Here is a 22,814-nt window from a genome sequence, read left to right on the forward strand (position 1 = left end):
CCCGCCTGCCGACCGCATCTACGACCTATGTCTTAAGTGCGAGGGACGCAGGCACCGACTAACTTAAAAACAACAGCCCATCATGCGGCGTGGCGGCTCTGGGAGGGGTCGCCGATATAAAAGGGGAAGATGAATGAAAGCGACGATCGCAATCCATCGGCACATGGCCGGCGTCAGCCTGGCCGCGATGGCTGCCTTTGGACTGACGGCCCCCGCCCTTGCGCAGGCTGCACCGGCACAGCCGCAGGCCGTCGCGCCGCAGGCGCAGACCGATGACGCCGGCGCGCCGCGTAGCGCCGACATCATCGTCACCGGGTCACGCATCACCACCAGCGGTTTCAATGCCCCCACGCCGACCACGGTGATCGGCGAGGAGCAGATCGCCAATAATGCGCAGCCCAATATCTTCACAACCATCGCGCAGCTGCCCTCGCTTCAGGGATCGACCGGCGCGTCCACCGGCACGTTCAGCACGTCGAGCGGCCAGCAGGGCCTCAGCTCCTTCTCGCTGCGCGGCCTGGGCGCGATCCGCACCCTGACCCTGCTTGACGGCCAGCGCGTCGTCGGTGCGAACGTGACGGGCGTTCCCGACATCAGCATGTTCCCGCAATTGCTGGTCAAGCGCGTCGATGTGGTGACCGGCGGCGCGTCGGCATCCTATGGTTCCGATGCCGTCGGCGGCGTCGTCAATTTCATCACCGACACCCATTTCGAAGGGTTCAAGGGCAATATCCTGGGCAGCATCACCCAATATGGCGATGACGAAACCGCGCTGGTGCAGGCGGCCTATGGCAAGGCGTTCATGGACGATCGCCTGCATGTCGTGCTGAGCGGCGAATATGATCATGAAGGCGGCGTGGGCGCGGGCGATTTCGGCACGGATCTGGCCGGCAGCCGCAACTGGTATCGCGCGACCACGCTCATGAATACCGGCGTGACCAACAACGGCCTGCCCCAGTTCAACTATCGCGACTTTGCGCAGCCCTATCAATATGCCCGCTACGGCCTCATCAACAACGGTCCGTTACAAGGCATCGCCTTCGACCAGAATGGCACACCCTATAATTTCAATTACGGATCGGGCGGCCAGCCGACCGGCACAGGCGCGGTCACCAACTGCTATCGCGGCAACAGCTTCTGCGAAGGCGGCGATCTGTCGGGCTCGCCGGGTTCGGGTGCCTAGCTCAAGTCGGCATTGGAACGCATCAACGGCTATGGTCGGATCGGCTACGAATTTGCCGACAACAGTGAAGCCTATGTCACTGTCAACATCGCGCAGGTGAAGACCAGCAACCAGCCCAGTCCCGGCTATAACCGGTCCAGCCTGACCGTTCAGTGCGCCAACCCTTACCTGCCCCAATCGGTTCGCGACCAATGCGCCGTGGCGGGCATCACCCAGTTCGGTTTCGGGTCGAGCAACGCATCCTTCCCCGATCCCAAGGTCGAGACGGACCGCCGTCAATATCGCTTCGTCGGAGGGCTGAAGGGCAAATTCGGCCTGGGCGGCACCGACTGGAACTATGACGCCTATTATGAACATGGCATCACCATTTCCGACATCCGGGTTCAGGACATCGTCCTCCAGAACCGCTATGTGGCGGCGACCAATGCAATCTCGCTCAACGGCGCGATCGTCTGCGCTGACCCGGCCGCCCGCGCCGCCGGGTGCCAGCCGATCAATATCTTCGGCGGCGCTACGCCATCTTCGGCTGCGCTCGCCTATGTGGCACCGCATGAAAACGGCCCATTCCAGCATACCAAGCTGACGCAGGACGTCGCCAGCGTCAACGTCTCCGGCAATCCGTTCGAACTCTGGGCCGGGCCGGTGTCGGTCGCTTTCGGTGGCGAATATCGCCGCGAATTTTACCGGGTGAACGCCGATCCCTATGGCGCGGGCGTGTCCCCGCTCAGCCCCAACAGCCCCGAATATCCGGCCGATCCGCTGCTCAACTCGACGCTGGGTAGCAACTGGGCAGCAGGCAATTACAAAAATGGGCGCGGCAAATATGAAGTCTATGAAGGCTATCTCGAAGTCGATCTGCCCCTGTTCAACAGCGATTCGATGGGCCGCGCCAACCTGAATGCGGCGGGTCGCGGCACCCATTACAGCACGTCGGGCACAGTCTGGACATGGAAGGTCGGCGGCACATGGGATACGCCGCTCAGTGGTCTGCGCCTGCGGGCGGTGACGTCGCGCGATGTGCGCGCGCCCAATCTGTCGGAATTGTTCGCGGCCCCCACGGTCACGACCCTGCCGAACTTCAACGATCCGTTCCGCAACCAGGCGGTGCAGGTATTCCAGAACACGATCGGCAACACCGCGCTGAAGCCCGAAGTCGCACGCAATACCGAACTCGGCATCGTGTTGGCGCGCCCTGAATGGATGCCGGGCCTCAGCCTCTCGCTCGATTATTATGACATCAAGCTCAAGGGCGTGGTGTCCACCCTGTCCGCAGACCAGATCGTTCGCTTCTGCTTCGAAGGCAATCAGGCGTTCTGCGGCGGGTTCCAGCTTGATGGCGCGCAGGGCACCAACTTCGTGAACGTCCAGCCGTTCAACCTCGCTTCCTGGCGCACCAGCGGCTTCGATATAGAGGCCAGCTATCAGTGGCAGCAGCCGCTGGGGCTGCCAGGCAGCTTCACCGTCCGTGCACTGGCGACCCATATCCGCAAATTCATCGTCAGTGCGGGCATTGCCGGTGTCGATCCGGTCGATCAGGCCGGCGCCAATACCGGCAACACGCCGGACTGGAAATGGCTGGCCGTGCAGACCTACGACAGCGGTCGTTTCACCCTGACGGTGCAGGAACGGTGGATCAGCGATGGCGTGTTCGGCAACCAATATGTGGTCTGTCAGTCGTCCTGTCCGGTTTCCACCGGCAACCATCCCACTATCGACCGCAACAAGATGAAGGGCGCTTTCTACGTGGATGTAGGCGCGACGTTCAAGATCCGCGACAATATCTCGATCTACGGAAAAGTGGACAATCTGTTCGACAAGGATCCGGTGGCATCGCCCCAGACCAATACCGGTCTGGACGTCAATCCTGCCTTGTACGACACATTGGGTCGTATCTATCGGGCAGGTGTCCGCTTCAACTTCTGATACTCTTCGTTTCGATCTCCCCAACCTCGTCCCGGCCCTGCACGGCCGGGACATCTTCTTTTCTGGAGCCTGCCGGATGTATCGTGGATTGCACGGAGCCTGTCTCACCATCCTGCTGGGCTTGGCGGCGGCGCAACCGGCGTTCGCCTCGCCTTCCGTCTATACGACCGCGCCGGACGAACCCCGCGCGGTGACGGTCAAAGGCGTCGGGGACGGTCGCGCCGACGATGGACCAGCGATCCAGCAGGCGATCGACAAGGCGGCGGACAAGGGCGGCGGCGGTATCGTATTCCTGCCGGCCGGCACCTACCGCATCAGCCGGACGCTCTTCCTATGGCCCGGCGTCCGCATCTTCGGCATCGGCCAGCAACGGCCCGTCATCCTCTTGGGCATGGATACGCCGGGTTTTCAGCGCGGCGTCGCGCATATGCTGATGTTCACCGGTGCCAAGCGCCAGACCGACAAGGACAGCCCACCCGCTGCCTTCCCGCCTGCTGGCAGTGTGCCATTCAACAAGACGATCGCCGACGCCAATCCCGGCACATTCTACACCGCGCTCGGTAACATCGATTTCCGCATACTGGATGGCAATCCCGCCGCAACCGCGATCCGTTTCCATTCCGCCCAGCATAGCTTCGTCAGCCATGTCGATTTCGACATCGGGTCGGGTCTGGCGGGCCTCTATCATGTCGCGAACGAAGCGGAAGACCTCCATTTCAAGGGCGGGCGATACGGCATATTGGCGGAAAAACCTTCCCCGGCATGGCCTTTCGCGCTTGTCGACGCGACGTTCGAAGGGCAGCGCGACGCCGCTATTCGGGAGCATGAAGCCGGGCTGACGCTGGTCAATGTCGCGTTCCGCAACGTGCCGGTCGGGATCGAGATCGACCGCGGCTATGGCGACTGGCTCTGGGGTCAGGACGTGCGGTTCGAAAATGTGTCGAAGGCGGCCGTTATCATCTCGAATGAGAAAAACGTCTATACGCAGATCGGCTTCCAAAATGTCCTGGCGGCCAATACGCCTGTTTTCGCACGCTTTCGGGAAAGCGGCCGGACGGTCGCGGGCAAGGGTGCCGTCTATAAAGTCGCGTCCTTCACCCACGGCCTCACTTTGCCGGGGCCAAGCCAGATCGGCGAATATAAGACCGATATGCAGGCGGAAAATATCGCCAGCCTGCCAGCGCCCGCCGCGCCGGCCATTCGCGCCCTGCCAGCCGTTGCGCAATGGGTCAGCGTCCGCACGCTGGGCGCGAAGGGAGACGACAGCACGGACGACACCGCCGCCATCCAGAAAGCGATCGATACCCATAAGGTGGTTTATCTGCCAGCCGGCTTCTACCGCGTCAGCGATACGCTGCGCCTGCGCCCGGACACAGTGCTGCTGGGCCTGCACCCCAGCCTGACGCAGATCGTCCTGCCTGACGGCACGGCGGCGTGGCAGGGTGTCGGCGCGCCCAAGGCGCTGGTCGAAAGCGCGCAAGGCGGCGATGCGATCGTCGCGGGCCTCGGCCTCAACACCAACGGCGCCAATCCGCGCGCGACCGCCCTGCTGTGGAAGGCCGGCGCCAATTCCATGGTCAATGACGTGAAATTCCAGGGCGGCCATGGCACCAACCGCTTCGACGGCAGCACGATCAACCCCTATAACAACAACGCCACGGCCGACCCTGACGCCGCGCGCCGCTGGGCCGGACAATATGCCAGCCTGTGGGTGACGCAGGGCGGCGGCGGCACCTTCGCCAATATCTGGAGCCCCAGCACCTTCGGCCATCCCGGCATCCTGATTTCTGACACGCAAACGCCCGGCCGTTTGATCCAGGCGTCGGTCGAACATCATGTCCGCAGCGAAATCACGCTCAACCGGGTCGCCAACTGGGAATTGCTGGCACCCCAGACGGAGGGAGAAGCCGGTGAGAGCGGCGATGCCGTGGCGCTGGAAATCCGCAATTCCCGCAACATTCTGGTCGCCAATTTCCATGGCTATCGCGTCACGCGCACGCGCGACCCTGCACCTGCTGCCGTTACCCTTTATAATTCGCATGATATCCGTTTCCGCAACGTCCATGTGAACGGCGAAAGCGGCGTCGGCACCTGCGATGAAAATGGCTGTGCGACCTTCCTGCGCCTCACCAAATTCCCGTTTGAAAACGCGATCCGCGATGTGACCCACGGTCTGGATGTGCGGGAACGGGAATTTGCCGTACTCGACATTCCCGCCAAACCAAATCCCGTGGCTCCGGCGACCTTCCTGGGCAGCAAGGTCGAAAAGCTCGCCGACGGCTTTCATTCGGCGGGCGGCGGCGCCGTGGATGCGCAAGGGCGGCTCTATTTCATCGATCGCAAGTTCCAGCGCATCTGGCGCTGGTCTGACGCGGGCAAGCTGGAGATGGTCCGTGACGCCACGCTCGACCCCGTCAATCTGACGGTCGACCGTTCGGGCAACCTGCTGGTCCTGTCGTCCTACGGTCGCAACGGCACGGTGTATAGTATCAAGCCCGACACGCCAGATAGCGACATCGCCATCATTCCGGCGACGCCGACCGCGTCCCATGATGGCGCGGCCACGGTGCTGCCGGTCAATTGGTGGAATAATGGCGAGTTCAAGGATCAGATCGACCCTGCGACCTATCAGTTCACCACCCTGGCCGAGATGTTTGCCCGCGACATGGCGCGGCGTAACGCGCGGGAATATGTCTCGCCTGATGGCAGCATTGTCCTGCCGGCCTGGCGCGTTTTTGCGCAAGGACCGGCTGACCATCGCGGCCTGCGCTTCTCGGACTCGCTCGATAGTTACGGCTTCATCCAGGGGCGGTCAGGCGAGCGCATCTATGTCACCAATGGATCGGAAAACCGGACATATAGCGGCATCGTCGGCGCAGGAGGCGCGCTCGGCGACCTCAAACTCTTTGCCGAACGCGGCGGTGAGGGGGTGACCACCGACGCGCAGGGGCGCGTCTATGTCGCCAACGGCCAGGTCTTCGTCTACGACGCCAATGGCCAGGAGATCGGTCGCATCGATGTACCCGACCGCCCCTTGCAAATCCTGTTCGGCGGGCCGGATCGGCGCACCCTCTTCATCCTTTCGCATCACAGCGTTCATGCTGTGAAATTGGATATGTAAGCGCCCGCAGTCCCCGATGCCCGTATGAAGGCCGCCCCATTGACGCGCAATCGGCACGTCAATGGGGCGGCCTTATCGCTATTTGCTGGCCGGTTTGAGCATCCCGTGCATGTCGAGCCAGCGCACGAAGGCATCGAACCACCCCGTGCTGGTCGTCGCCTTGGGGTACATGCCAAAGCCGTGGCCGCCGCGTTCATAGAGGTGAAATTCCACCGGGCGCTTGGCGGCGCGCCAATCGTCGATCAGCTTGAAATCGCGATCGCCGAACAGCGGATCGTCCGCCGCGATGGCCGCGAACATGGGCGGGGCGTCCTGCGGCACCGTCATACTGCCGAGCGGTCCATAGATATTGCCGATGAAGGCCGGCTTGGCGTCCGTCGTGGCCAGCGTCGTCGCCATCGTCAGCATGGCCCCTGCGGAAAAGCCGATCATGCCGATCCGGTCGGGGTCGACATGCCATTGCGCCGCACGGCTGCGAATCAGGCGAAAGGCTGCGGTGGAGTCGGCGAGTTGCGGTGCCAGATCCGTGGCCGCGTTGTTGGCAGCCGGGAGCGGGGCGCGCGCAGCGCCAGAAAACATTTCCTGCATCGATTTTTCAAAAGCGGGCATGCCGGCCGGTGTTTGTCGCAGACGATATTTGATGACGAAGGCGGCGATGCCTTTGGCGGCGAGAGCGCGCGCGACGTCATAGCCTTCATTATCCATGGACAGCGTGCGGAAGCCACCGCCCGGCGCAACGATGATCGCCGCGCCTGACGCCTTTGCCGGGTCCGGCAGGAACGGGGTCAGCGTCGCGACGGTCACGTTGCGGGCGAAGAGGCTGCCATATTGGCGGTGCCAGCTTTCCTGCGCCGTCGCGCCGGGCAGGGGACCGGTGCCCAGTTCGATCGCGTCCGGCTGCGCCGGCGACGCGATCGGCGTCATCTTCTCCTTATCTTCCTGCGCCTGGACAAAATTCGGCATCAGGCAAGCAGCAACAGAAATCGCCAAAAGATGCTTGAGGCGAAATCGTAGCGTAACAGTCTTCATTGGCATTTTCATGGAATCTGTCCTCTCCTGACTGACGATGGCGAAAGATATTGATGTTGGGCGACCAAGTGTCGAGCCCGGTGCCAATGCGGCCCAGATGCCCGGTCTGTCGCCCTAGGGAGTGGAGCGCGCGGACTTCGGTGCTGATGGCGGCCGCGACGGTTTTGATCAGGGGGGCGTCGAAGGTTGCGGCGAGGCCGATAGGCTCGGGGAAATTGGTGGTGGGCACCGCGCCGATCGCGCCATACAGCGATTCCGTCCACCAATTATAGGCCGGAATGTCGAGACGCGGGATGGCAGGCGCGGTGTGAGCAACTGCGCGACCTTCTCATCCAGCGTGAGATTACCGACGATGGCGCGCGCCTTGGCATCGGCCTCGATCCAGACGTCATTTTTGGGGATGGCGGCTGCTTGAGCATGGGCTAGGCCTGATGTCGAAAGACACAGCATCATGCTGGCCGCGCGCAGGAAAAAGTCGGTATGCATAGTGTCTCCCCTTTGACGGAGCGCCGTTTTCCGGCGTCACCTTATTGTGGGGAAGGATCGCCTCACCTGGATGGACGTAAAGAGGGGCGCGGGGAGAGGGCACTCCCCCCGCGCCCAGCGCGCCTCACTGGGCTGCGCTGTCTCTGTCGCTCTTTGCAACGAGTGGATTGATCGTCTGGATGGTGCCGTCTGGATTATAGCGCAGTTCCGTCACCTTGACATTGCGCAGGCGGGTCTGCCCAGACAGCTGCGTATCGGCATAGAATAGCCACCAGCGGCCATTCCATTCGACGATCGAATGGTGCGTCGTCCATCCCTCGACCGGCTCTAGGATACGGCCCTTGTAGGTGAACGGGCCATAGGGTGAATCGCCAATCGCATAGGCCAGATAATGGGTGTCGCCGGTCGAGTAGCTGAAATAATATTTGCCCTTATATTTGTGCATCCAGGACGCTTCGAAGAAGCGGCGATCATGGTCGCCGCCCAGCAACGGCTTGCCCTTCTCGTCCACGATCTGCACCGCCTTGGGCGTTTCGGTGAATTCCAGCATGTCGCCCGTCAGCTTGGCGACGCGCGGCGCGAGTGCGGGCTTGTCGTCCTGACCCAAGTCGGTCTTCGACCCATCGGCATCATATTTTCCATCGACATTGCGTTGGAGCTGCCCGCCCCAAATGCCGCCGAAATAGACATAGCTCTGTCCGTCATCGTCGGTGAAGACGGCCGGGTCGATCGAATAGCTGCCCTTGATCGGCTGGGGCTGCGCCTTGAACGGACCCATCGGGTTCTTCGATGTCGCCACGCCAATGCGGAAGGCGCCTTCCTTGTCCTTGGCCGGGAAGTAGAGATAATAGGTGCCGTTCTTGTAGGCGGCATCGGGCGCCCACATCTGCTTGTCGGCCCAGGGCACATCCTTGACGCCCAGGGCGACCGGTCCGACCGTCACCGGCCCGCCAACCTTGTCCATCGACAGGATGCGATAGTCGCGCATCTCGAAATGCGCGCCCAGATCGTCTTCGGGCGTCGGTCCGTCAATATCATGGCTGGGATAGACGTAGATTTTGCCGTTCCATACATGTGCGGACGGGTCGGCGGTAAATATGTCTTTCACCAAGGGTTGAGACAGATATTCGGCTGCGTCGCGTCTGCTGTCGCTGGCTTCCTGTGCTTTATTTTCTGGCTGCGCCGATGGTTGGCACGCGGTCGCGAGCAAGGCTGTGGTAAGCGCAAGCGGTGCCAGTTTTCGCAATGACATGGGCATGCCTGTCCTCTCCTGTTATGCGACAATCATTTTATTGGGTTAATAGATAGCGCTATCATGAATTTCGCGCAATCCCCGTCATGCAGCTTGTGCCGCGAATAAATCTGATTATAAAATCTCTGAAAATAAGCGTCATGTCTATTTGATAGCGCAAACAAGGAGGGGATTGCCATGCGTCGAAGGCTCACTGTAGCGACGAGCATCGGGATAATGTTGAGCAGCGCCAGCAGCTTTGCGATCGCGCAAGAGGATGGCGCGCTGCGTCTGAATCACAAGGGCTATTTCGAAGGCCCTGCTGATCTGCCCCCACCGAGTGGACCGATTGGTTTGTTAGTGCATTAAGCTCATCGCCGCCATATCCGGGTGGAGGTGGAGCGAAGCGGAACCGGAGGCCGGATATGGCGGTGTTGCCGTTTCCGGGGCCGGTGGTCGATAGCCCAGGCTGCTATGCGGGCGGACGCTGTTGTAATGCTGCCGCGCGACGATCAACGCCAGGCACTCCCTGCTGGCATCGTCGATGATCGTCAAAATGCGGAACTTGCGCCCGTCATGCGTGCGCCCTTCGACGAAGTCGTAGGCCCATACATGAACTGGATATTCGGACCGCAGGCGGATACAGGATCCGTCGTTGAGCCATAGGCGTCCGCGCTTTGCGCGCTTTATCCGCCATACCCAATCTGGCAAAAGTTATGGGGCTGCCCCTGGCAAAATATGAAGACATCCGACATGCATCCCTATTCGCCTTGCAAGCTGGCGAAGATAGTCGATCATGCGTTTCATGATCCAAAGCGCCCATGAGGTTCTATGATATTCGACGATTTCCTGCGCCATCGACGCAAGGAGCAAATTCTTCCGGAAGATCGGGCGGCGCTCGAAGCGTCGGTTGGCGAGGTCCGGTCTGTGCCCGCGCGGATGACCCTGGTGCGAAAGGATGAAAGGGTGCATTTCAGCACCTATCTCATAGAGGGTCTCATCTGCCGCTACATGGATGACCGGGAAGGGTTGCGGCAGCTTGTTGCCGTTCATGTGCCGGGCGATTTCGTCGATCTCCACGCTTATCCGCTCAAGCATCTCGATCATGATGTCGCGACCCTGACGGCGTGCAAGATTGCGACGGTGCCGCATAGAAATCTCGACATCGTGATGCGCGAGCGACCGGAACTGGCCAAGTTTTTGTGGTTCAGCACGCTTCTCGACGCGGCGATGCATCGCGAATGGATTTTTCGTCTCGGCCGCCTAAATGCCATGGCGCGTGTCGGACATTTTTTCTGCGAAATCGAAGCGAAGCTGCGAGCGGTCGGCCTGAGCGATGGTGCCAGCTTCGAACTTGCCATGACCCAGAATGATCTGGGAGAAGCCTGCGGCATCACGCCTGTACATATGAACCGCATGCTGCGCATGTTGAAGGAGCAAGGCCTGTTGCAGATGCGGGCCGGTCAGGTTCAGCTACTGGACAGGCCTGCGCTCGCGCGCCTTAGCGAATTTGATCCGTCCTATCTGTTCATTGATGAATAGCGTCAGGAACTCCAACCGATTGCTTTCCGTTTAGGAGGGCAGCGATAGGAGAGTGTATGTCGACCCCAGCTATTCAGGACATGGCGGGCAAAGCGATTGCGGAAGAAGGCATGGTCCTCCTCGACGGGCCGGACGGCGTCGCGGTCACCATGACCGCCGACGCGGCGGAGGGAACCGGCAAGGCGCTCATTCGCGCGGCGGACAAAGCGCGAAGCCAAATGGCGAAACCGGACTGACGCCACTCGGCACGCCGCCGTAATCGTCATGATCTCGATCAATCGGCGGAACCTTCACGCCAGAAGATCGCTCCACTGATGCCATGGTGCAGGTCGGTTCAGCCGATCTGGACGAATGGCGGCAGCGTAATCATGATATGGAATTCGCACATGCTCATTCGTGCCGGGTATGATCTTGTTTTTGCGGCCTATGCGCCAACGCAGATGATTACGATGTTGAGCGTCCGACCCTCGCGTCTGGTTGATCTGAAGACGCCGCATCGCATTGTTAACGATCGCGGCCTTGAACTGGTCGATAGTCATGACGCCTACGGGAATATCTGCACGCGCTTTCTTCTCCAGCCGGGGATGACCCGGCTGTCATGCGACTTCATCATAGCCGATAGCGGTGACGTCGATCGTCAGAGCCCGGCCGCACACCAACATGACATTGATGCCCTGCCGGCCGACGCGCTGACGTTCCTAGCCGGCAGCCGCTATTGCGAAACCGACCTTTTGTCCGGCGTGGCCTGGGGCATGTTCGGTCATATCCCTTCAGGCTGGCAGCGCGTCCAGGCGATCGTCGATTTTGTGCACAACCATCTGACCTATGGCTATTGCTACGCGCGATCGACCAGGACGGCGTGGGAAGCCTATCAGGAGCGGGTCGGCGTATGTCGCGATTTCGCCCATTTGGCTGTGGCCTTGTGTCGATGCATGAATATCCCGGCACGCTATTGCAGCGGTTATCTAGGCGACATTGGCGTCGATCCTGTGGATGTCGCGATGGATTTTCACGCCTGGTTCGAAGTCTATCTTGGCGGCGAATGGCACAGTTTCGATGCCCGACATCGCGTGCCTCGGATTGGACGCATCCTGATGGCGTGCGGCCGTGACGCCGCCGACACGGCGCTGACGACCGCGTTTGGACCGGTGCAACTCGTCGGGTTCAAGGTCCATACCGACGAAATCGAGTCCGCCCTTGATCGGGGCGAAGATCGCATGGCGGCCTGACGCCTTACCATTCCCCCCGCATCCCACCACACATCCTGAGCAACAACGAGGAAAATACCATGGCCCGGACGCCCAAGAGCAATATGCCCTCCAACGGTGGTGAGACCCATCAGGTCGCGGAGTCTGGCGATGCCGCCACTGTCCTCACGACCAATCAGGGGATCGTCGTCTCCGACAATCAGAACAGCCTTAAATCCGGCGCACGCGGCCCGACGCTGCTCGAAGATTTCGTGCTGCGCGAGAAAATCTTCCATTTCGATCATGAGCGTATTCCCGAACGGATCGTCCACGCCCGCGGCACCGGTGCCCACGGCTATTTCGAGGCAACCGACGATATTTCGGACCTCAGCAAGGCGGCACTGTTCCGCAAGGGCGAACGGACGGAGGTGTTCGTGCGCTTCTCTACGGTGGCCGGCGGCGCTGGTTCCGTCGATACCCCGCGCGACGTGCGCGGCTTCGCGGTCAAATTCTACACCAGCGAAGGCAATTGGGATCTGGTTGGCAACAATATTCCGGTATTCTTCATTCAGGATGCGATGAAATTCCCCGATCTGGTCCATGCCGTCAAGATGGAGGCCGATCGCGGCTATCCGCAGGCGGGCAGCGCTCACGACACTTTCTGGGATTGGGCTTCGCTCATGCCCGAAACTACGCATATGCTGATGTGGGCGATGTCGGATCGCACCTTGCCGCGCAGCCTGCGCATGATCGAGGGCTTCGGCGTCCACACCTTCCTGCTGGTCAATGAGGCTGGCGAAACCCATTTCGTGAAGTTCCACTGGAAGCCCAAGCTTGGTCTGCAATCGACGATCTGGGACGAGGCGCTCAAGCTTCAGGCGGCCGATAATGACTATCACCGTCGCGATTTGTTCGAAGCCATCGACGCCGGCAATTTCCCCGAATGGGAGTTAGGCATCCAGGTCTTCGACAAGGCGTTCGCCGACGCACAGCCCTATGACGTGCTTGACGCGACCAAGCTGATCCCGGAGGAGGATGTGCCCGTCCGCATCATCGGCCGGATGGTGCTGGACCGCAATGTCGATAATTTCTTCGCAGAGACGGAGCAGGTCGCCTTCTGCCCGGCCAATATCGTGCCTGGCGTCGACTTCTCGAACGATCCTTTGCTGCAAGGACGGCTCTTCTCCTATCTCGACACCCAGAAGTCTCGCCTTGGCACGGCCAATTTCCACCAGATTCCGGTAAACGCCCCGCGCTGCCCCTTCCAGAATTTCCAGCGCGATGGACAAATGCAGATGGCGGTGCCCAAGGGCCGCGCCAATTACGAACCTAACAGCCTGGCCGCCCATGGAGAGGAAGGCGGCCCGCGCGAAAGCCCTGCGCGTGGTTTCGCCAGTTCGACAACGCTGAGCGGCGAGGATGAGAGCGGCGAGAAACTGCGCATCCGCCCGGAGAGTTTTGCCGATCATTACAGCCAGGCGCGGCTCTTCTATCGTTCGCAGACCCAGAGCGAGCAGGCGCATATCGCCTCGTCCTTCGTGTTCGAACTCTCGAAGGTCGCCCAGCTTGACCAGGTGCCGCCGCGCATGGTCGCCAATTTGCGCAATGTCGACGAAGACCTCGCCAAGCGCGTGGCGACGGGCCTTGGCATCCCTCTGCCTAAAGCCGCCAAGCCCGCCAAGGAGCCGGTCGATATGGCACCGTCGGACGCGCTGTCGATCCACAAGAATATGAAGGCCATGTTGGAAGGTCGCGCGGTCGGCATCCTGATCGCCGATGGCACCGACGCCAGCGAACTGGACGCGGTGATCGCAAGCGTCGAAAAGGCGAAGGGCAAAGCCATGATCGTCGCGCCCAAGGTTGGCGGCGCAAAGCTATCGGATGGATCGCAGCGCAAGGCCGACGGCCAGCTTGCCGGATCGCCCAGCCAACTCTTCGACGCCGTCGCTATCATCCTTTCCGCAGAAGGTTGCGCGGCGCTGCTGAAAGAGGGTGCAGCGGTCGAATTTGCAATGAACGCATTCGGGCATCTCAAGGCGATTGGCGCCAGCGAAGCCGCTCAGCCATTGCTGGACAAGGCCGGCGTCGTCGCTGACGATGGCGTCACCGGACTAGGGGACGCATTCATCAAGGCCGCCAGCCAGCGTTTCTATGCGCGTGAACCTGGGTTGCGAACGCTCGCCTGACCCGCTTGTGCGGCGTCATTGGGGCTGCTGCGCTGACCAACAGGTTGGCGCAGCAGCTCCCACGCCTAAAATGCCCAATTCCATCGGATGCGACGCATCAATGGACCAGGCGCTCATCACCATTTTGCCCTGATCATTGCGCGGGCGTGTCGCGCCATGGTCGGGGGCTTCGCCGACATGGAGAGATATGCTAGCGCGTCGCGATGAAGAAGCATGATCTAGCGAGCGGGTCTAACGACGAGGGATCGGGGCGCCGCCGTCAGATATTGGAAATCGCAGCCCAGCTATTTGCGAAAAAAGGATATCGCGGCACATCGATGCGCGACATCGGCGAGCAGGCGGGCGTATTGGGCGGTTCGCTCTACCATCATATCAAATCGAAAGACGCTCTGTTCGTCGAACTGCACAATGCGGCGCTCGATGCCGCCGAAAGCTCCATCTTGCAAGCCATTCGCCCGCACGATGAGCCATGGGCCAGGCTGACGTCGGCCTGCGCGACCCTGCTGGACATCCAACTCGCACCGGATTCGCGCACCATGCCGATGATGAACGATTTTCGCGAAGTACCCGATGCGGTCCGCGAACAGTTGGTCGCACGGCGCGATCGCTTTGAAGGGGTGTTCCGGTCGCTAGTCGCAGACCTGCCGCTGCCACCGCATATCGACCGATCCATCTATCGCAATCTATTGTTGTCGCAGCTGAATTCGGCGTCGGACTGGTATCGCGCAAGACGCTTGTCACCCGGCCAGATCGCCGCCCAGATCGTGTCGATCTTTCGCCACGAATAGGCCTTTTGCTATCTACGCCAGTCTCTGCCGATCGACGATTATTGACTGTAACACATGTTTGGTGTAGTTACGACGTTGCGCTTTTAGGAGAGGCCCGATGTTCAGCTATATTCCGCCGATCGACGATTATCGCTTCCTGCTGACGCAGGTGCTGGGCTTTGACGCGGCGATGGCTGAAACCGGCAAGGAGGTCGATGCCGACCTGGCCGTCGCGGTGCTGGAGGAAGCAGGCCGGATGTGCGCCGATCGGCTGCACCCGCTTAACCGCCATGGCGATGAAGAGGGCAGCCGCCTGGTCGATGGGAACGTGGTCACCCCGGCCGGTTTCGCCGACGCCTGGCGCGATTTCGTGGCTGCGGGCTGGGCGTCCATGTCGGCCGACCCGGCCCATGGCGGGCAGGGCCTGCCCTTCATCCTCCAGCTCTGGCTGGACGAAATGCTGTCTGCGACGAACCTGTCCTTTGGCCTGTTTCCCGGCCTGACCCGCGGCGCCTGCGAAGCGATTGCGGCCCATGCCAGCGATGCGCTGAAATCCCTCTATCTGCCGCGAATGGTGAGCGGCGAATGGACCGGCGCCATGGCGCTGACCGAAAGCGGCGCCGGGACCGACCTGGCCCTGCTCAAGACCAAGGCAATGCCACAAAATGACGGCAGCTTTGTCGTGACCGGGCAGAAAATCTTCATTTCATCGGGCGACCATGATTTCGGCGGCAATATCGTGCATCTCGTCCTCGCGCGCCTGCCCGACGCGCCGGCAGGGGTGAAGGGGATCAGCCTGTTTCTGGTGCCCAAATATCTGCCCGACGCGGAAGGTGGCTTCACGATACGCAACGGTATGTCGGTCGGCGCGCTGGAAAAGAAGATGGGCATCCATGCCCAGCCGACCTGCGTGATGAATTATGACGACGCGACCGGCTGGCTGGTCGGCGCGCCAAACAAGGGTTTGGCCGCCATGTTCACGATGATGAATGCGGAGCGACTGATGGTCGGCATCCAGGGACTGGGTGTCGCCGGGGCCGCCTATCAACAGGCTGCGGGCTATGCCAAGGAGCGACTTCAGGGACGCAGCGCCGATGGCGCGCGCGGGCCGGTGGCGATCATCGACCATGCCGATGTGCGGCGGATGCTGCTCAACATCCGCGCCTTTGTCGAAGCCGGGCGGGCGCTGGGCGGCTGGACTGCCTTGCAGTTGGACAGGGCGCATCATCATCCCGACGCCGCCGAGCGGGCGAAGGCCGATGCGCTGGTCGCGCTACTGACGCCAGTCGTGAAGGCTGCCTTCACGGATTTCGGTTTTGAAAGCGCCGTGCAGGCGCAGCAGGTGTTCGGCGGCCATGGCTACATCCGTGAATGGGGGATGGAGCAATATGTCCGTGATGCACGCATCGCCCAGATTTACGAAGGCACTAACGGCGTGCAGGCGATGGACCTGGTCGGGCGTAAGCTGGCGATGGCGGGCGGCACCGTGGTCGAAGGCTATTTCGATCTGATCGCGGCGGATCTGGACGCAGCCGGCACCATCGACGTGGCGGCAAGGACGCGGGCGGCGCTGAACCTGCTACGCACCACCACGGCATCGCTGCAAGGCGCGAACATGGATGCTGCGGGCGCGGCGGCGGTTGATTATCTGCGCCTTTTCGCGCTCGTCTCGATGGGGTGGATGTGGACGCGCATGGCCGCGGCGGCGCAGGGCGAAGACGCATTCCACACTGGCAAGCGGATCGTCGCAGATTTCTTCGCCCAGAGAATGCTGCCCCAAGCGTACAGTCTCGCAGCCAGCATCGCGGCGGGCGAAACGTCGATCATGGCGCTGAACGCGGACGCCTTTTAGCGGACTAATTTTGACATTGGCGCGCGACTTGGCTTCAAACGGTATTGAATGTCAGGATCGGTCCTAGTCTTGAGATCCGCATCATCCCTTGCCGCGCCGCGGGCGCAGCGCGTCACGCATGGCGATGCTGGAATTGATCCGGGTCACACCCGGCATGCGGGAGAGGATTTCGCTATGGATGCGTTCATAGGCGTCCACGCTGTCCGCTTCGACCCGCAACCAATAATCTACAGCGCCGGTCATCAGGAAACATTCCCGGATTTCAGGGCATTGTCGCACGGCATTTTCGAAGCGGGCCAGGAAATCTTCGGTCTGCCGGTCTAATGTCACCTGAACCAGCACATTGACCGTGGCGGTTTCATCGCGACCGCCAGCGACCAGAGTATAGCCGCGAATATAGCCTTGCGCTTCCAGTTGCCTGATACGGCGATGGCAGGCCGATGGAGACAATCCAATCTCCGCGGCGATATCTGCGTTGGAACGCCGGGCGTTGAGTTTGAGCAGGCGCAGGATCGCGCGATCGCTCGGATCTAAGCTAGTGGCCATTTATGCGATTCCATTGATATATTGGACCATCTCTGTCAGAAAATGCGAAGAATGTCCTCCACATAAGAGGGATATTCGAAGAAACCTGTTATACTGTGGTTTCAGTCAAAAAAGGGACGGCTATGCATGATGGGACTGCGGCCACCCTGCGCATCGACCTCGGCGCGCTGGTGGCCAACTATGCGCTGATCGCGCGTCAGGTTGCTCCTGCTGCTGTGGCCGGCGTGGTCAAGGCGGACGCCTATGGCCTAGGTGCGGCTGAAGTGTCGCACGCCCTGTTGGCCGCGGGCTGTCGCCATTTCTTCGTCGCCCATCTGTGCGAGGCGACGGCGTTGAAGCCGCATCTGCCGCCAGACATCCCCCTTTACGTTCTCAACGGCTTGCCGCCTGGCGCCGAAGCCGCCTGCGCCGCGCTGGGCGTCTTGCCGGTGCTCAATTCGCTGGCGCAGATTGACGCATGGGCCGCGGCCGCCCGCACGATCGGGTACGCGCTGCCCGGCGTCATACAGGTCGATACCGGCATGTCGCGTCTGGGCCTGACGCCCGATGAACTGGCGATGCTGCGCGACCAGCCGCACCGGCTCGACGGCATCGACCTGCAACTGGTCATGAGCCATCTGGCCTGCGCCGACGAACCAGACGATGCCTTCAATCGGGAGCAGCGTGATAGGTTCGACGCGATCGCCGACCAGTTTCCCGGCGTGCCGCGCTCGCTCGACAATTCAGGCGGGGCGATGGCGACGGGGGTGCGGCATGGCGATCTGGTCCGTACGGGCATTGCGCTCTATGGCGGCGCGCCGCATGGCGATCCCAATCCGATGCGTGCCGTGATCGCGCTCGACGCCTATATCCTTCAACTGCGCACCGTACCGGCGGGCGCGGGCGTCGGCTATGGCCTCACGCATCGCTGCGACCGCCCGTCGCATATCGCGACCCTTTCGGTGGGCTATGCCGACGGCTGGCCACGCCATTTGAGCGGTCGCGGCAGCGCCTATATCGGCGGCGTCCGCGCCCCGATCGTGGGGCGGGTGTCTATGGACAGCATGGCGATCGACGTTACCGACATCGCCGATTACCTGCTCTACCCCGGCGCGCCGGTCGAACTGATCGGCCCGCACCAGACGATCGACGCGGTCGCCGCGCAGGCGGGCACGATCAGCTACGAGATATTGACCCGGCTCGGCCACCGCTATGCGCGTATCTATCTGCCCGCGCCGGTCGCCGCTGCCGACCAGAGGAGCGGCAAGGCATGAAAATCGTCATATTGGGTGGCGGCGTGATCGGTGTCACGTCCGCCTGGTATCTGGCACAGGCCGGGCATGAGGTCGTCGTTATTGATCGCCAGACCGGCGTGGCGCAGGAAACCAGCTTCGCCAATGCCGGCGAAATTTCCCCCGGCTATGCGTCACCATGGGCGGCGCCGGGCATTCCGGCCAAGGCGCTGCGCTGGCTGTTCATGCGCCATGCGCCGCTCATCCTGCGGCCCAGCGTCGATATGGCGATGCTGCGCTGGATGGTGGCGATGCTCGGCAACTGTAACGCCGCTGACTATCGCATCAACAAAGGGCGCATGGTCAGGCTGGCCGAATATAGCCGCGACCGGCTGATCGCGCTGCGCGCGGAAACGGGCATCGCCTATGACGAGCGCGGCCAAGGCACGCTCCAGCTTTTCCGCGAACAAAAGCAACTGGACGGCATCGCCAAGGATATAGAGGTGCTGCGCGCCGACAATGTCCCGTTCGAAGTGCTCGATCGCGCTGGATGCCTGGCTGCCGAGCCGGGGCTGGCCGCTAGCGCCGCGCCGATCGTTGGTGGGCTGCGCCTGCCCAATGACGAAACCGGCGACTGCTTCAAATTCACCAATGCGCTGGCGGACATGGCCAAGGCGCGCGGCGTGCAGTTCCTGATGGGTCGCACGATCCAGGGACTGGCCACGGAAGCCGGCCGCATCAGCCATGTCGTCACCGATCAGGGGCCGGTCAGCGGCGACGCCTATCTGGTGGCGATGGGCAGCTTCTCGCCCTTGTTGGTAGCGCCGCTCGGTCTGCGCCTGCCGGTCTATCCGGTCAAAGGCTATTCGATCACCGTGCCTATCGTGCAGCCGGACGCCGCACCGGTGTCCACCCTGCTCGACGAAAGCTACAAGGTGGCGATCACCCGGCTGGGCGACCGCATCCGCGTCGGCGGCATGGCCGAACTGTCGGGCTATACCAACGACCTGCCGCAGGCGCGGCGCGACACGCTGGACCATAGTGTCGGCACGCTCTTCCCCGGCGCGGGCGACCTCAGTCGTGCGACCTTCTGGAGCGGATTGCGGCCCATGACGCCGGATTCGACCCCGGTGGTGGGCGCGACGGGCATCGACAATCTGTTCCTCAACACCGGCCATGGCACGCTGGGCTGGACCATGGCTTGCGGATCGGGTCGAGTGATCGCCGACGTCATAGGCGGCGCCAAGCCGGACATCGAAACCGCCGATCTGGCGCTGGCGCGATATCGGCGCTGAATCCAAGGAGAAGCATCATGACCATCACCCGCATCGAAACCGGTCCGCGCATGAGCGAAGCGGTCATCCATGGCGATACCGTCTATCTGGCCGGCCAGGTCGGCGAAGGCGACAGCGTGACGGCGCAGACCCAGACCGCGCTGGATGAAATCGATCGCCTGCTTGGCTTGGCTGGCAGCAGCAAGGCGCACATTCTGCGCGCGACCATCTGGCTGGCCGACATGGCTGACTTCGCCGAAATGAACAGCGTCTGGGACGCCTGGATCGCCGACGTCGCCGCCCCGACCCGCGCCACCGGCGAAGCCAGGCTGGCGACGCCCGATTATAAGGTTGAAATCATCATCACCGCTGCGCGCGCCTGATCATCGCTTCGTCGATGGCCTAACCGAACGGGATTGGCGCGGCGATCCTCAAAATCTTGCGCAAAATTCGCTCTTGAAGATGCTGGTCATAATGCACGGCCATCACTTCATATTACTTGTCTTACGCGCCAGCGCCGCTTGACGCCGCGCGATTCCGGGTAGCGCGAAAGGTCCGCTCCCTGTTATCCGGAACTGGGCTTCGACCGGCTATGCCTAAGCCATTGCATTGCGCCGCCCTCAACGCTGCATCCTGCGCGCACCTAACATCACAATCGGGTTCGCCCTGCCCTTACCGCGTGGGCCATGGCCAAATATTCGCGAAAACCCCCGCGATGGAAACGATAAGTTTCAATTCAGAACCGGAACAGAAACAATCGCCGGAAATTGAGCAGGCGGGTGGACACCGCCCGCCCGGTCGATGCGCCTCGCCATCGACCATCGAGACGAGGAATTTCCAATTGCCCGAATATCGTAGCTGGCCATCCATCATCCTGGGGTTTTTCATCGCCGCCATCGGCCTCATTCTGACGGGCGGCGGCATCTGGCTCGCCACGCTTGGCGGCTCGCTCTACTATGGGCTGGCCGGGATCGCGATGCTATTTGCCGGCCTGATGTTGATGCGCAGCCGGATGGTGGGCGCTTATGCCTATATCGCCGTCGTGGCGGTCACTTTGCTCTGGGCCTTTTTCGACGCCAGTAGCAACCTGGCCTGGGCACTGGTGCCGCGCATCATCGCCCCGATCGTTTTGCTGATTGCGACCTTCCTGGTGATGCCGACGCTGACGCGGACGGCCCATCGCTGGAAACTGGCGGGCGTGGGTGTCGGCGTTACCGTCCTGGCGACCGCGCTGCTCTTCACCTTTCTGGGCACGCGCGACGTTTCGGTCGCGGCGCTGCCGGCGCAAAATTCGATGGGCATGATGGACCCGTCCGGCATGGCTGCCGGTGCCGATTGGCCCGCTTATGGCGGCACCGGCGCGGCGCGGCGCTATTCGCCGCTAACCCAGATCAATGCCGGTAATGTCGCGCAATTACAGCAGGTCTGGCTGGCGCATACCGGCGACATGCCGAGCGATGCGGCCGCCGCCGCCCAATATGGCGCCGAAACGACGCCGTTGAAGGTCGGCAATGCGCTCTATCTCTGCTCCGCAAAGAATATCATGATCTCGCTTGATGCGGCCACCGGAAAGGAGCGCTGGCGCTTCGACCCCAAAGTGCCCAATGAATGGATTCCCTATACTGCCGCCTGCCGCGGGGTGAGCTATTATGCCGTCCCCAACGCCGCGCCCGGATCGCTCTGCGCCAAGCGGCTGATCGAGGGTACGCTGGACGCGCGCCTGATCGCGGTCGACGCGGAAACCGGCCGTCCCTGCGCCGATTTCGGCAAGAATGGTCAGGTCGATGCCAAGATCGGCATGGGCAAGGTGTTTCCGGGACTCGTGTCGATCAACTCGCCGCCGGTCATCATCCGCGGCATCGCCATCACCGGGCACCAGACACTGGATGGGCAACAAAGGTGGGAGCCTTCGGGCGTGATTCAGGGTTTCGATGCGGTCACGGGCAAGCTGCGCTTCGCCTGGGACATGAAGCATCCCGAATGGAATGGCTACCCGCCCGAAGGGCAGCAATGGTCGCGCGGTACGCCCAATATGTGGACGATCGCCAGCGGGGACGAAGCGCTGGGGCTGGTCTATCTGCCGATGGGCAACAGCACGGTCGATTATTGGAGCAGCCTGCGTTCGCCGGTGGAAAACAGCTTCGGCACCTCCATCGTCGCGCTGGACGTCACGACCGGCAAGCCGCGCTGGAAATTCCAGGCGGTCAAGAACGACGTGTGGGACTATGATTTTGGCAGCCAGCCCACGCTGATCGACTATAAGGGCAAGGCGGCGCTGCTGGTGTCGTCCAAGCAGGGCGACATGTATGTGCTGGACCGCACGACCGGCCAGCCACTGACGCCGATCGGCACGATCAAGGCGCCACGCGGCGGGGTTGAACCGGCGCAGCGCGCGCCCACGCAGATCGTCTCGCTGTGGCAGACGCTGCGCAAGGATCGGCTGACCGAATCCGACATGTGGGGCATGTCGCCGATAGACCAGATGATCTGCCGCATCAATTTCCGCCGGGCGAGTTATAACGGCTTCTTCACCCCGCCGGAAACGGACCGCCATTCGATCGAATATCCCGGCTATAATGGCGGGACCGACTGGGGCAGCGTTGCCGTCGATCCAACCCGCGGGGTCATCGTCGCCAATTATAACGACATGCCCAATTATGTCCGCCTCGTGCCCCGCGCCGAAGCCGACAAGAAAGGCTGGTTCACCCGCGAGCAGAAGGCTGGCATGGCCAAGACCGACAAGGGCGACAAGCCACATGCTGAAGGCGCTGGCGATCCCCAGGCGCAGACCCCTTATGCGATCGATGTGAATGCCGGATGGCAAATGCCCTTCACCGGGATGTTGTGCAAGCAGCCCCCCTATGGCGGCATCCGGGCGATCGACATCGCCACCGGCAAGACGATCTGGGATCGCCCATTCGGTTCGGCGCGCAAGAACGGGCCGTTCGGCATCCCCAGCTATCTGCCCTTCACCATCGGCACGCCCAATAATGGCGGCTCGGTCGTGACCGCTGGCGGCCTCATCTTCATCGCGGCGGCGACCGATGACCTGTTCAAGGCGATCGACCTGAAGACCGGTAAGATCCTGTGGCAGACCGCGCTGCCAGCCGGCGGGCAGGCCACGCCGATGGTCTATGAACAAAATGGCCGCCAATATGTGGTGCTGATGACCGGCGGCCATCACTTCATGAAGACGCCTATCGGGGATCAGGTCATCGCCTGGGCCTTGCCGACCAAAGGATGATGGGTGACGCCATGCCTATGCCAGCCAAGGGT

General features: G+C 61.9%; 15 protein-coding genes and 3 pseudogenes. 12 read left to right on the forward strand and 6 right to left on the reverse strand.

Annotated elements, in window-relative coordinates:
- The first annotated feature begins 133 nt into the window (after nucleotides 1-133).
- Both HHL08_RS03755 and HHL08_RS03760 read left to right on the forward strand, forming a co-directional pair.
- Nucleotides 134-3,106: pseudogene (locus tag HHL08_RS03755) on the forward strand (TonB-dependent receptor domain-containing protein).
- Between the two features lie 76 nt (nucleotides 3,107-3,182).
- Nucleotides 3,183-6,227: a glycosyl hydrolase family 28-related protein gene (locus HHL08_RS03760; protein WP_169571146.1), complete on the forward strand. Its 3,045-nt coding sequence runs from the start codon at nucleotides 3,183-3,185 to the stop codon at nucleotides 6,225-6,227.
- 78 nt (nucleotides 6,228-6,305) lie between these two features.
- Here the strand turns inward: HHL08_RS03760 and HHL08_RS03765 are convergent, their stop codons facing one another.
- From HHL08_RS03765 to HHL08_RS03780, 4 genes and pseudogenes are all read right to left on the reverse strand, one after another.
- On the reverse strand, nucleotides 6,306-7,262 hold the full coding sequence (locus HHL08_RS03765) for an alpha/beta hydrolase (protein WP_169571379.1): 957 nt from the start codon (nucleotides 7,260-7,262) through the stop codon (nucleotides 6,306-6,308).
- A pseudogene (locus tag HHL08_RS03770) lies at nucleotides 7,237-7,742 on the reverse strand (glycoside hydrolase family 3 protein); the annotation flags it as partial. The pseudogene HHL08_RS03770 and the gene HHL08_RS03765, both read right to left, overlap by 26 nt.
- A 124-nt stretch (nucleotides 7,743-7,866) precedes the next feature.
- Complete coding sequence (locus tag HHL08_RS03775; RefSeq protein WP_408021754.1) at nucleotides 7,867-9,000, reverse strand: glycoside hydrolase family 43 protein; 1,134 nt, start codon at nucleotides 8,998-9,000, stop codon at nucleotides 7,867-7,869.
- A gap of 330 nt (nucleotides 9,001-9,330) precedes the next feature.
- A pseudogene (locus HHL08_RS03780) lies at nucleotides 9,331-9,660 on the reverse strand (integrase core domain-containing protein); the annotation flags it as partial.
- A 144-nt stretch (nucleotides 9,661-9,804) separates the two neighbouring features.
- Between HHL08_RS03780 and HHL08_RS03785 the strand changes: the two are divergent.
- Nucleotides 9,805-10,515 carry a Crp/Fnr family transcriptional regulator gene (locus HHL08_RS03785; protein ID WP_169571147.1) on the forward strand — a complete coding sequence of 237 codons (711 nt, stop codon included), beginning with the start codon at nucleotides 9,805-9,807 and terminating at the stop codon, nucleotides 10,513-10,515.
- A 56-nt stretch (nucleotides 10,516-10,571) separates the two neighbouring features.
- Nucleotides 10,572-10,751 (forward strand): hypothetical protein, encoded by a 180-nt coding sequence (locus HHL08_RS03790; protein WP_169571148.1) that lies wholly within the window; start codon nucleotides 10,572-10,574, stop codon nucleotides 10,749-10,751.
- Between the two features lie 54 nt (nucleotides 10,752-10,805).
- On the opposite strand, the gene HHL08_RS25505 is transcribed toward HHL08_RS03790, so the two are convergent.
- Nucleotides 10,806-11,054: a hypothetical protein gene (locus HHL08_RS25505; RefSeq protein ID WP_235954938.1), complete on the reverse strand. Its 249-nt coding sequence runs from the start codon at nucleotides 11,052-11,054 to the stop codon at nucleotides 10,806-10,808.
- On the opposite strand from HHL08_RS25505, the gene HHL08_RS03795 reads away from it, so the two are divergent.
- The 4 genes from HHL08_RS03795 to HHL08_RS03810 all read left to right on the forward strand — a co-directional run bounded on the left by HHL08_RS03795 (nucleotide 10,956) and on the right by HHL08_RS03810 (nucleotide 16,507).
- Nucleotides 10,956-11,744 carry a transglutaminase-like domain-containing protein gene (locus HHL08_RS03795; RefSeq protein ID WP_235954862.1) on the forward strand — a complete coding sequence of 263 codons (789 nt, stop codon included), beginning with the start codon at nucleotides 10,956-10,958 and terminating at the stop codon, nucleotides 11,742-11,744. The genes HHL08_RS25505 and HHL08_RS03795 overlap by 99 nt on opposite strands.
- Nucleotides 11,745-11,803: 59 nt before the next feature.
- Nucleotides 11,804-13,888 (forward strand): catalase, encoded by a 2,085-nt coding sequence (locus tag HHL08_RS03800; protein WP_169571150.1) that lies wholly within the window; start codon nucleotides 11,804-11,806, stop codon nucleotides 13,886-13,888.
- A 203-nt stretch (nucleotides 13,889-14,091) separates the two neighbouring features.
- Nucleotides 14,092-14,676, forward strand: coding sequence for a TetR/AcrR family transcriptional regulator (locus tag HHL08_RS03805; RefSeq protein ID WP_169571151.1), 585 nt, complete (start codon nucleotides 14,092-14,094; stop codon nucleotides 14,674-14,676).
- Nucleotides 14,677-14,773: 97 nt separating this feature from the next.
- The gene (locus tag HHL08_RS03810) at nucleotides 14,774-16,507 is read left to right on the forward strand and encodes an acyl-CoA dehydrogenase C-terminal domain-containing protein (protein WP_169571152.1); all 1,734 of its coding nucleotides are present in this window, start codon (nucleotides 14,774-14,776) and stop codon (nucleotides 16,505-16,507) included.
- Nucleotides 16,508-16,588: 81 nt separating this feature from the next.
- Here HHL08_RS03810 and HHL08_RS03815 read toward each other — a convergent pair whose 3' ends face one another.
- Nucleotides 16,589-17,053, reverse strand: coding sequence for an Lrp/AsnC family transcriptional regulator (locus tag HHL08_RS03815; protein ID WP_169571153.1), 465 nt, complete (start codon nucleotides 17,051-17,053; stop codon nucleotides 16,589-16,591).
- A 122-nt stretch (nucleotides 17,054-17,175) separates the two neighbouring features.
- On the opposite strand from HHL08_RS03815, the gene alr reads away from it, so the two are divergent.
- The 4 genes from alr to HHL08_RS03835 all read left to right on the forward strand — a co-directional run bounded on the left by alr (nucleotide 17,176) and on the right by HHL08_RS03835 (nucleotide 22,782).
- Nucleotides 17,176-18,306: an alanine racemase gene (gene alr, locus HHL08_RS03820; protein WP_169571154.1), complete on the forward strand. Its 1,131-nt coding sequence runs from the start codon at nucleotides 17,176-17,178 to the stop codon at nucleotides 18,304-18,306.
- Nucleotides 18,303-19,559 (forward strand): D-amino acid dehydrogenase, encoded by a 1,257-nt coding sequence (locus HHL08_RS03825; protein WP_169571155.1) that lies wholly within the window; start codon nucleotides 18,303-18,305, stop codon nucleotides 19,557-19,559. Before alr ends, HHL08_RS03825 begins: the two co-directional genes overlap by 4 nt.
- Before the next feature lie 17 nt (nucleotides 19,560-19,576).
- Nucleotides 19,577-19,921: a RidA family protein gene (locus HHL08_RS03830; RefSeq protein WP_169571156.1), complete on the forward strand. Its 345-nt coding sequence runs from the start codon at nucleotides 19,577-19,579 to the stop codon at nucleotides 19,919-19,921.
- A gap of 458 nt (nucleotides 19,922-20,379) precedes the next feature.
- Nucleotides 20,380-22,782: a membrane-bound PQQ-dependent dehydrogenase, glucose/quinate/shikimate family gene (locus tag HHL08_RS03835; protein ID WP_235954792.1), complete on the forward strand. Its 2,403-nt coding sequence runs from the start codon at nucleotides 20,380-20,382 to the stop codon at nucleotides 22,780-22,782.
- Nucleotides 22,783-22,814: the final 32 nt, after the last annotated feature.

Source organism: Sphingobium psychrophilum, assembly GCF_012927105.1.
Lineage (GTDB): Bacteria > Pseudomonadota > Alphaproteobacteria > Sphingomonadales > Sphingomonadaceae > Sphingobium > Sphingobium psychrophilum.

Bases quoted from the DNA above. Each gene is read 5' to 3' on its own strand.
- HHL08_RS03775 (WP_408021754.1), bottom strand. From the start codon at position 9,000: ATGCCCATGTCATTGCGAAAACTGGCACCGCTTGCGCTTACCACAGCC.
- HHL08_RS03815 (WP_169571153.1), bottom strand. From the start codon at position 17,053: ATGGCCACTAGCTTAGATCCGAGCGATCGCGCGATCCTGCGCCTGCTC.
- HHL08_RS03795 (WP_235954862.1), top strand. From the start codon at position 10,956: ATGATTACGATGTTGAGCGTCCGACCCTCGCGTCTGGTTGATCTGAAG.
- HHL08_RS03790 (WP_169571148.1), top strand. From the start codon at position 10,572: ATGTCGACCCCAGCTATTCAGGACATGGCGGGCAAAGCGATTGCGGAA.
- HHL08_RS03810 (WP_169571152.1), top strand. From the start codon at position 14,774: ATGTTCAGCTATATTCCGCCGATCGACGATTATCGCTTCCTGCTGACG.
- alr (WP_169571154.1), top strand. From the start codon at position 17,176: ATGCATGATGGGACTGCGGCCACCCTGCGCATCGACCTCGGCGCGCTG.
- HHL08_RS03765 (WP_169571379.1), bottom strand. From the start codon at position 7,262: ATGCCAATGAAGACTGTTACGCTACGATTTCGCCTCAAGCATCTTTTG.
- HHL08_RS25505 (WP_235954938.1), bottom strand. From the start codon at position 11,054: ATGACTATCGACCAGTTCAAGGCCGCGATCGTTAACAATGCGATGCGG.
- HHL08_RS03830 (WP_169571156.1), top strand. From the start codon at position 19,577: ATGACCATCACCCGCATCGAAACCGGTCCGCGCATGAGCGAAGCGGTC.
- HHL08_RS03825 (WP_169571155.1), top strand. From the start codon at position 18,303: ATGAAAATCGTCATATTGGGTGGCGGCGTGATCGGTGTCACGTCCGCC.
- HHL08_RS03800 (WP_169571150.1), top strand. From the start codon at position 11,804: ATGGCCCGGACGCCCAAGAGCAATATGCCCTCCAACGGTGGTGAGACC.
- HHL08_RS03760 (WP_169571146.1), top strand. From the start codon at position 3,183: ATGTATCGTGGATTGCACGGAGCCTGTCTCACCATCCTGCTGGGCTTG.
- HHL08_RS03805 (WP_169571151.1), top strand. From the start codon at position 14,092: ATGAAGAAGCATGATCTAGCGAGCGGGTCTAACGACGAGGGATCGGGG.
- HHL08_RS03785 (WP_169571147.1), top strand. From the start codon at position 9,805: ATGATATTCGACGATTTCCTGCGCCATCGACGCAAGGAGCAAATTCTT.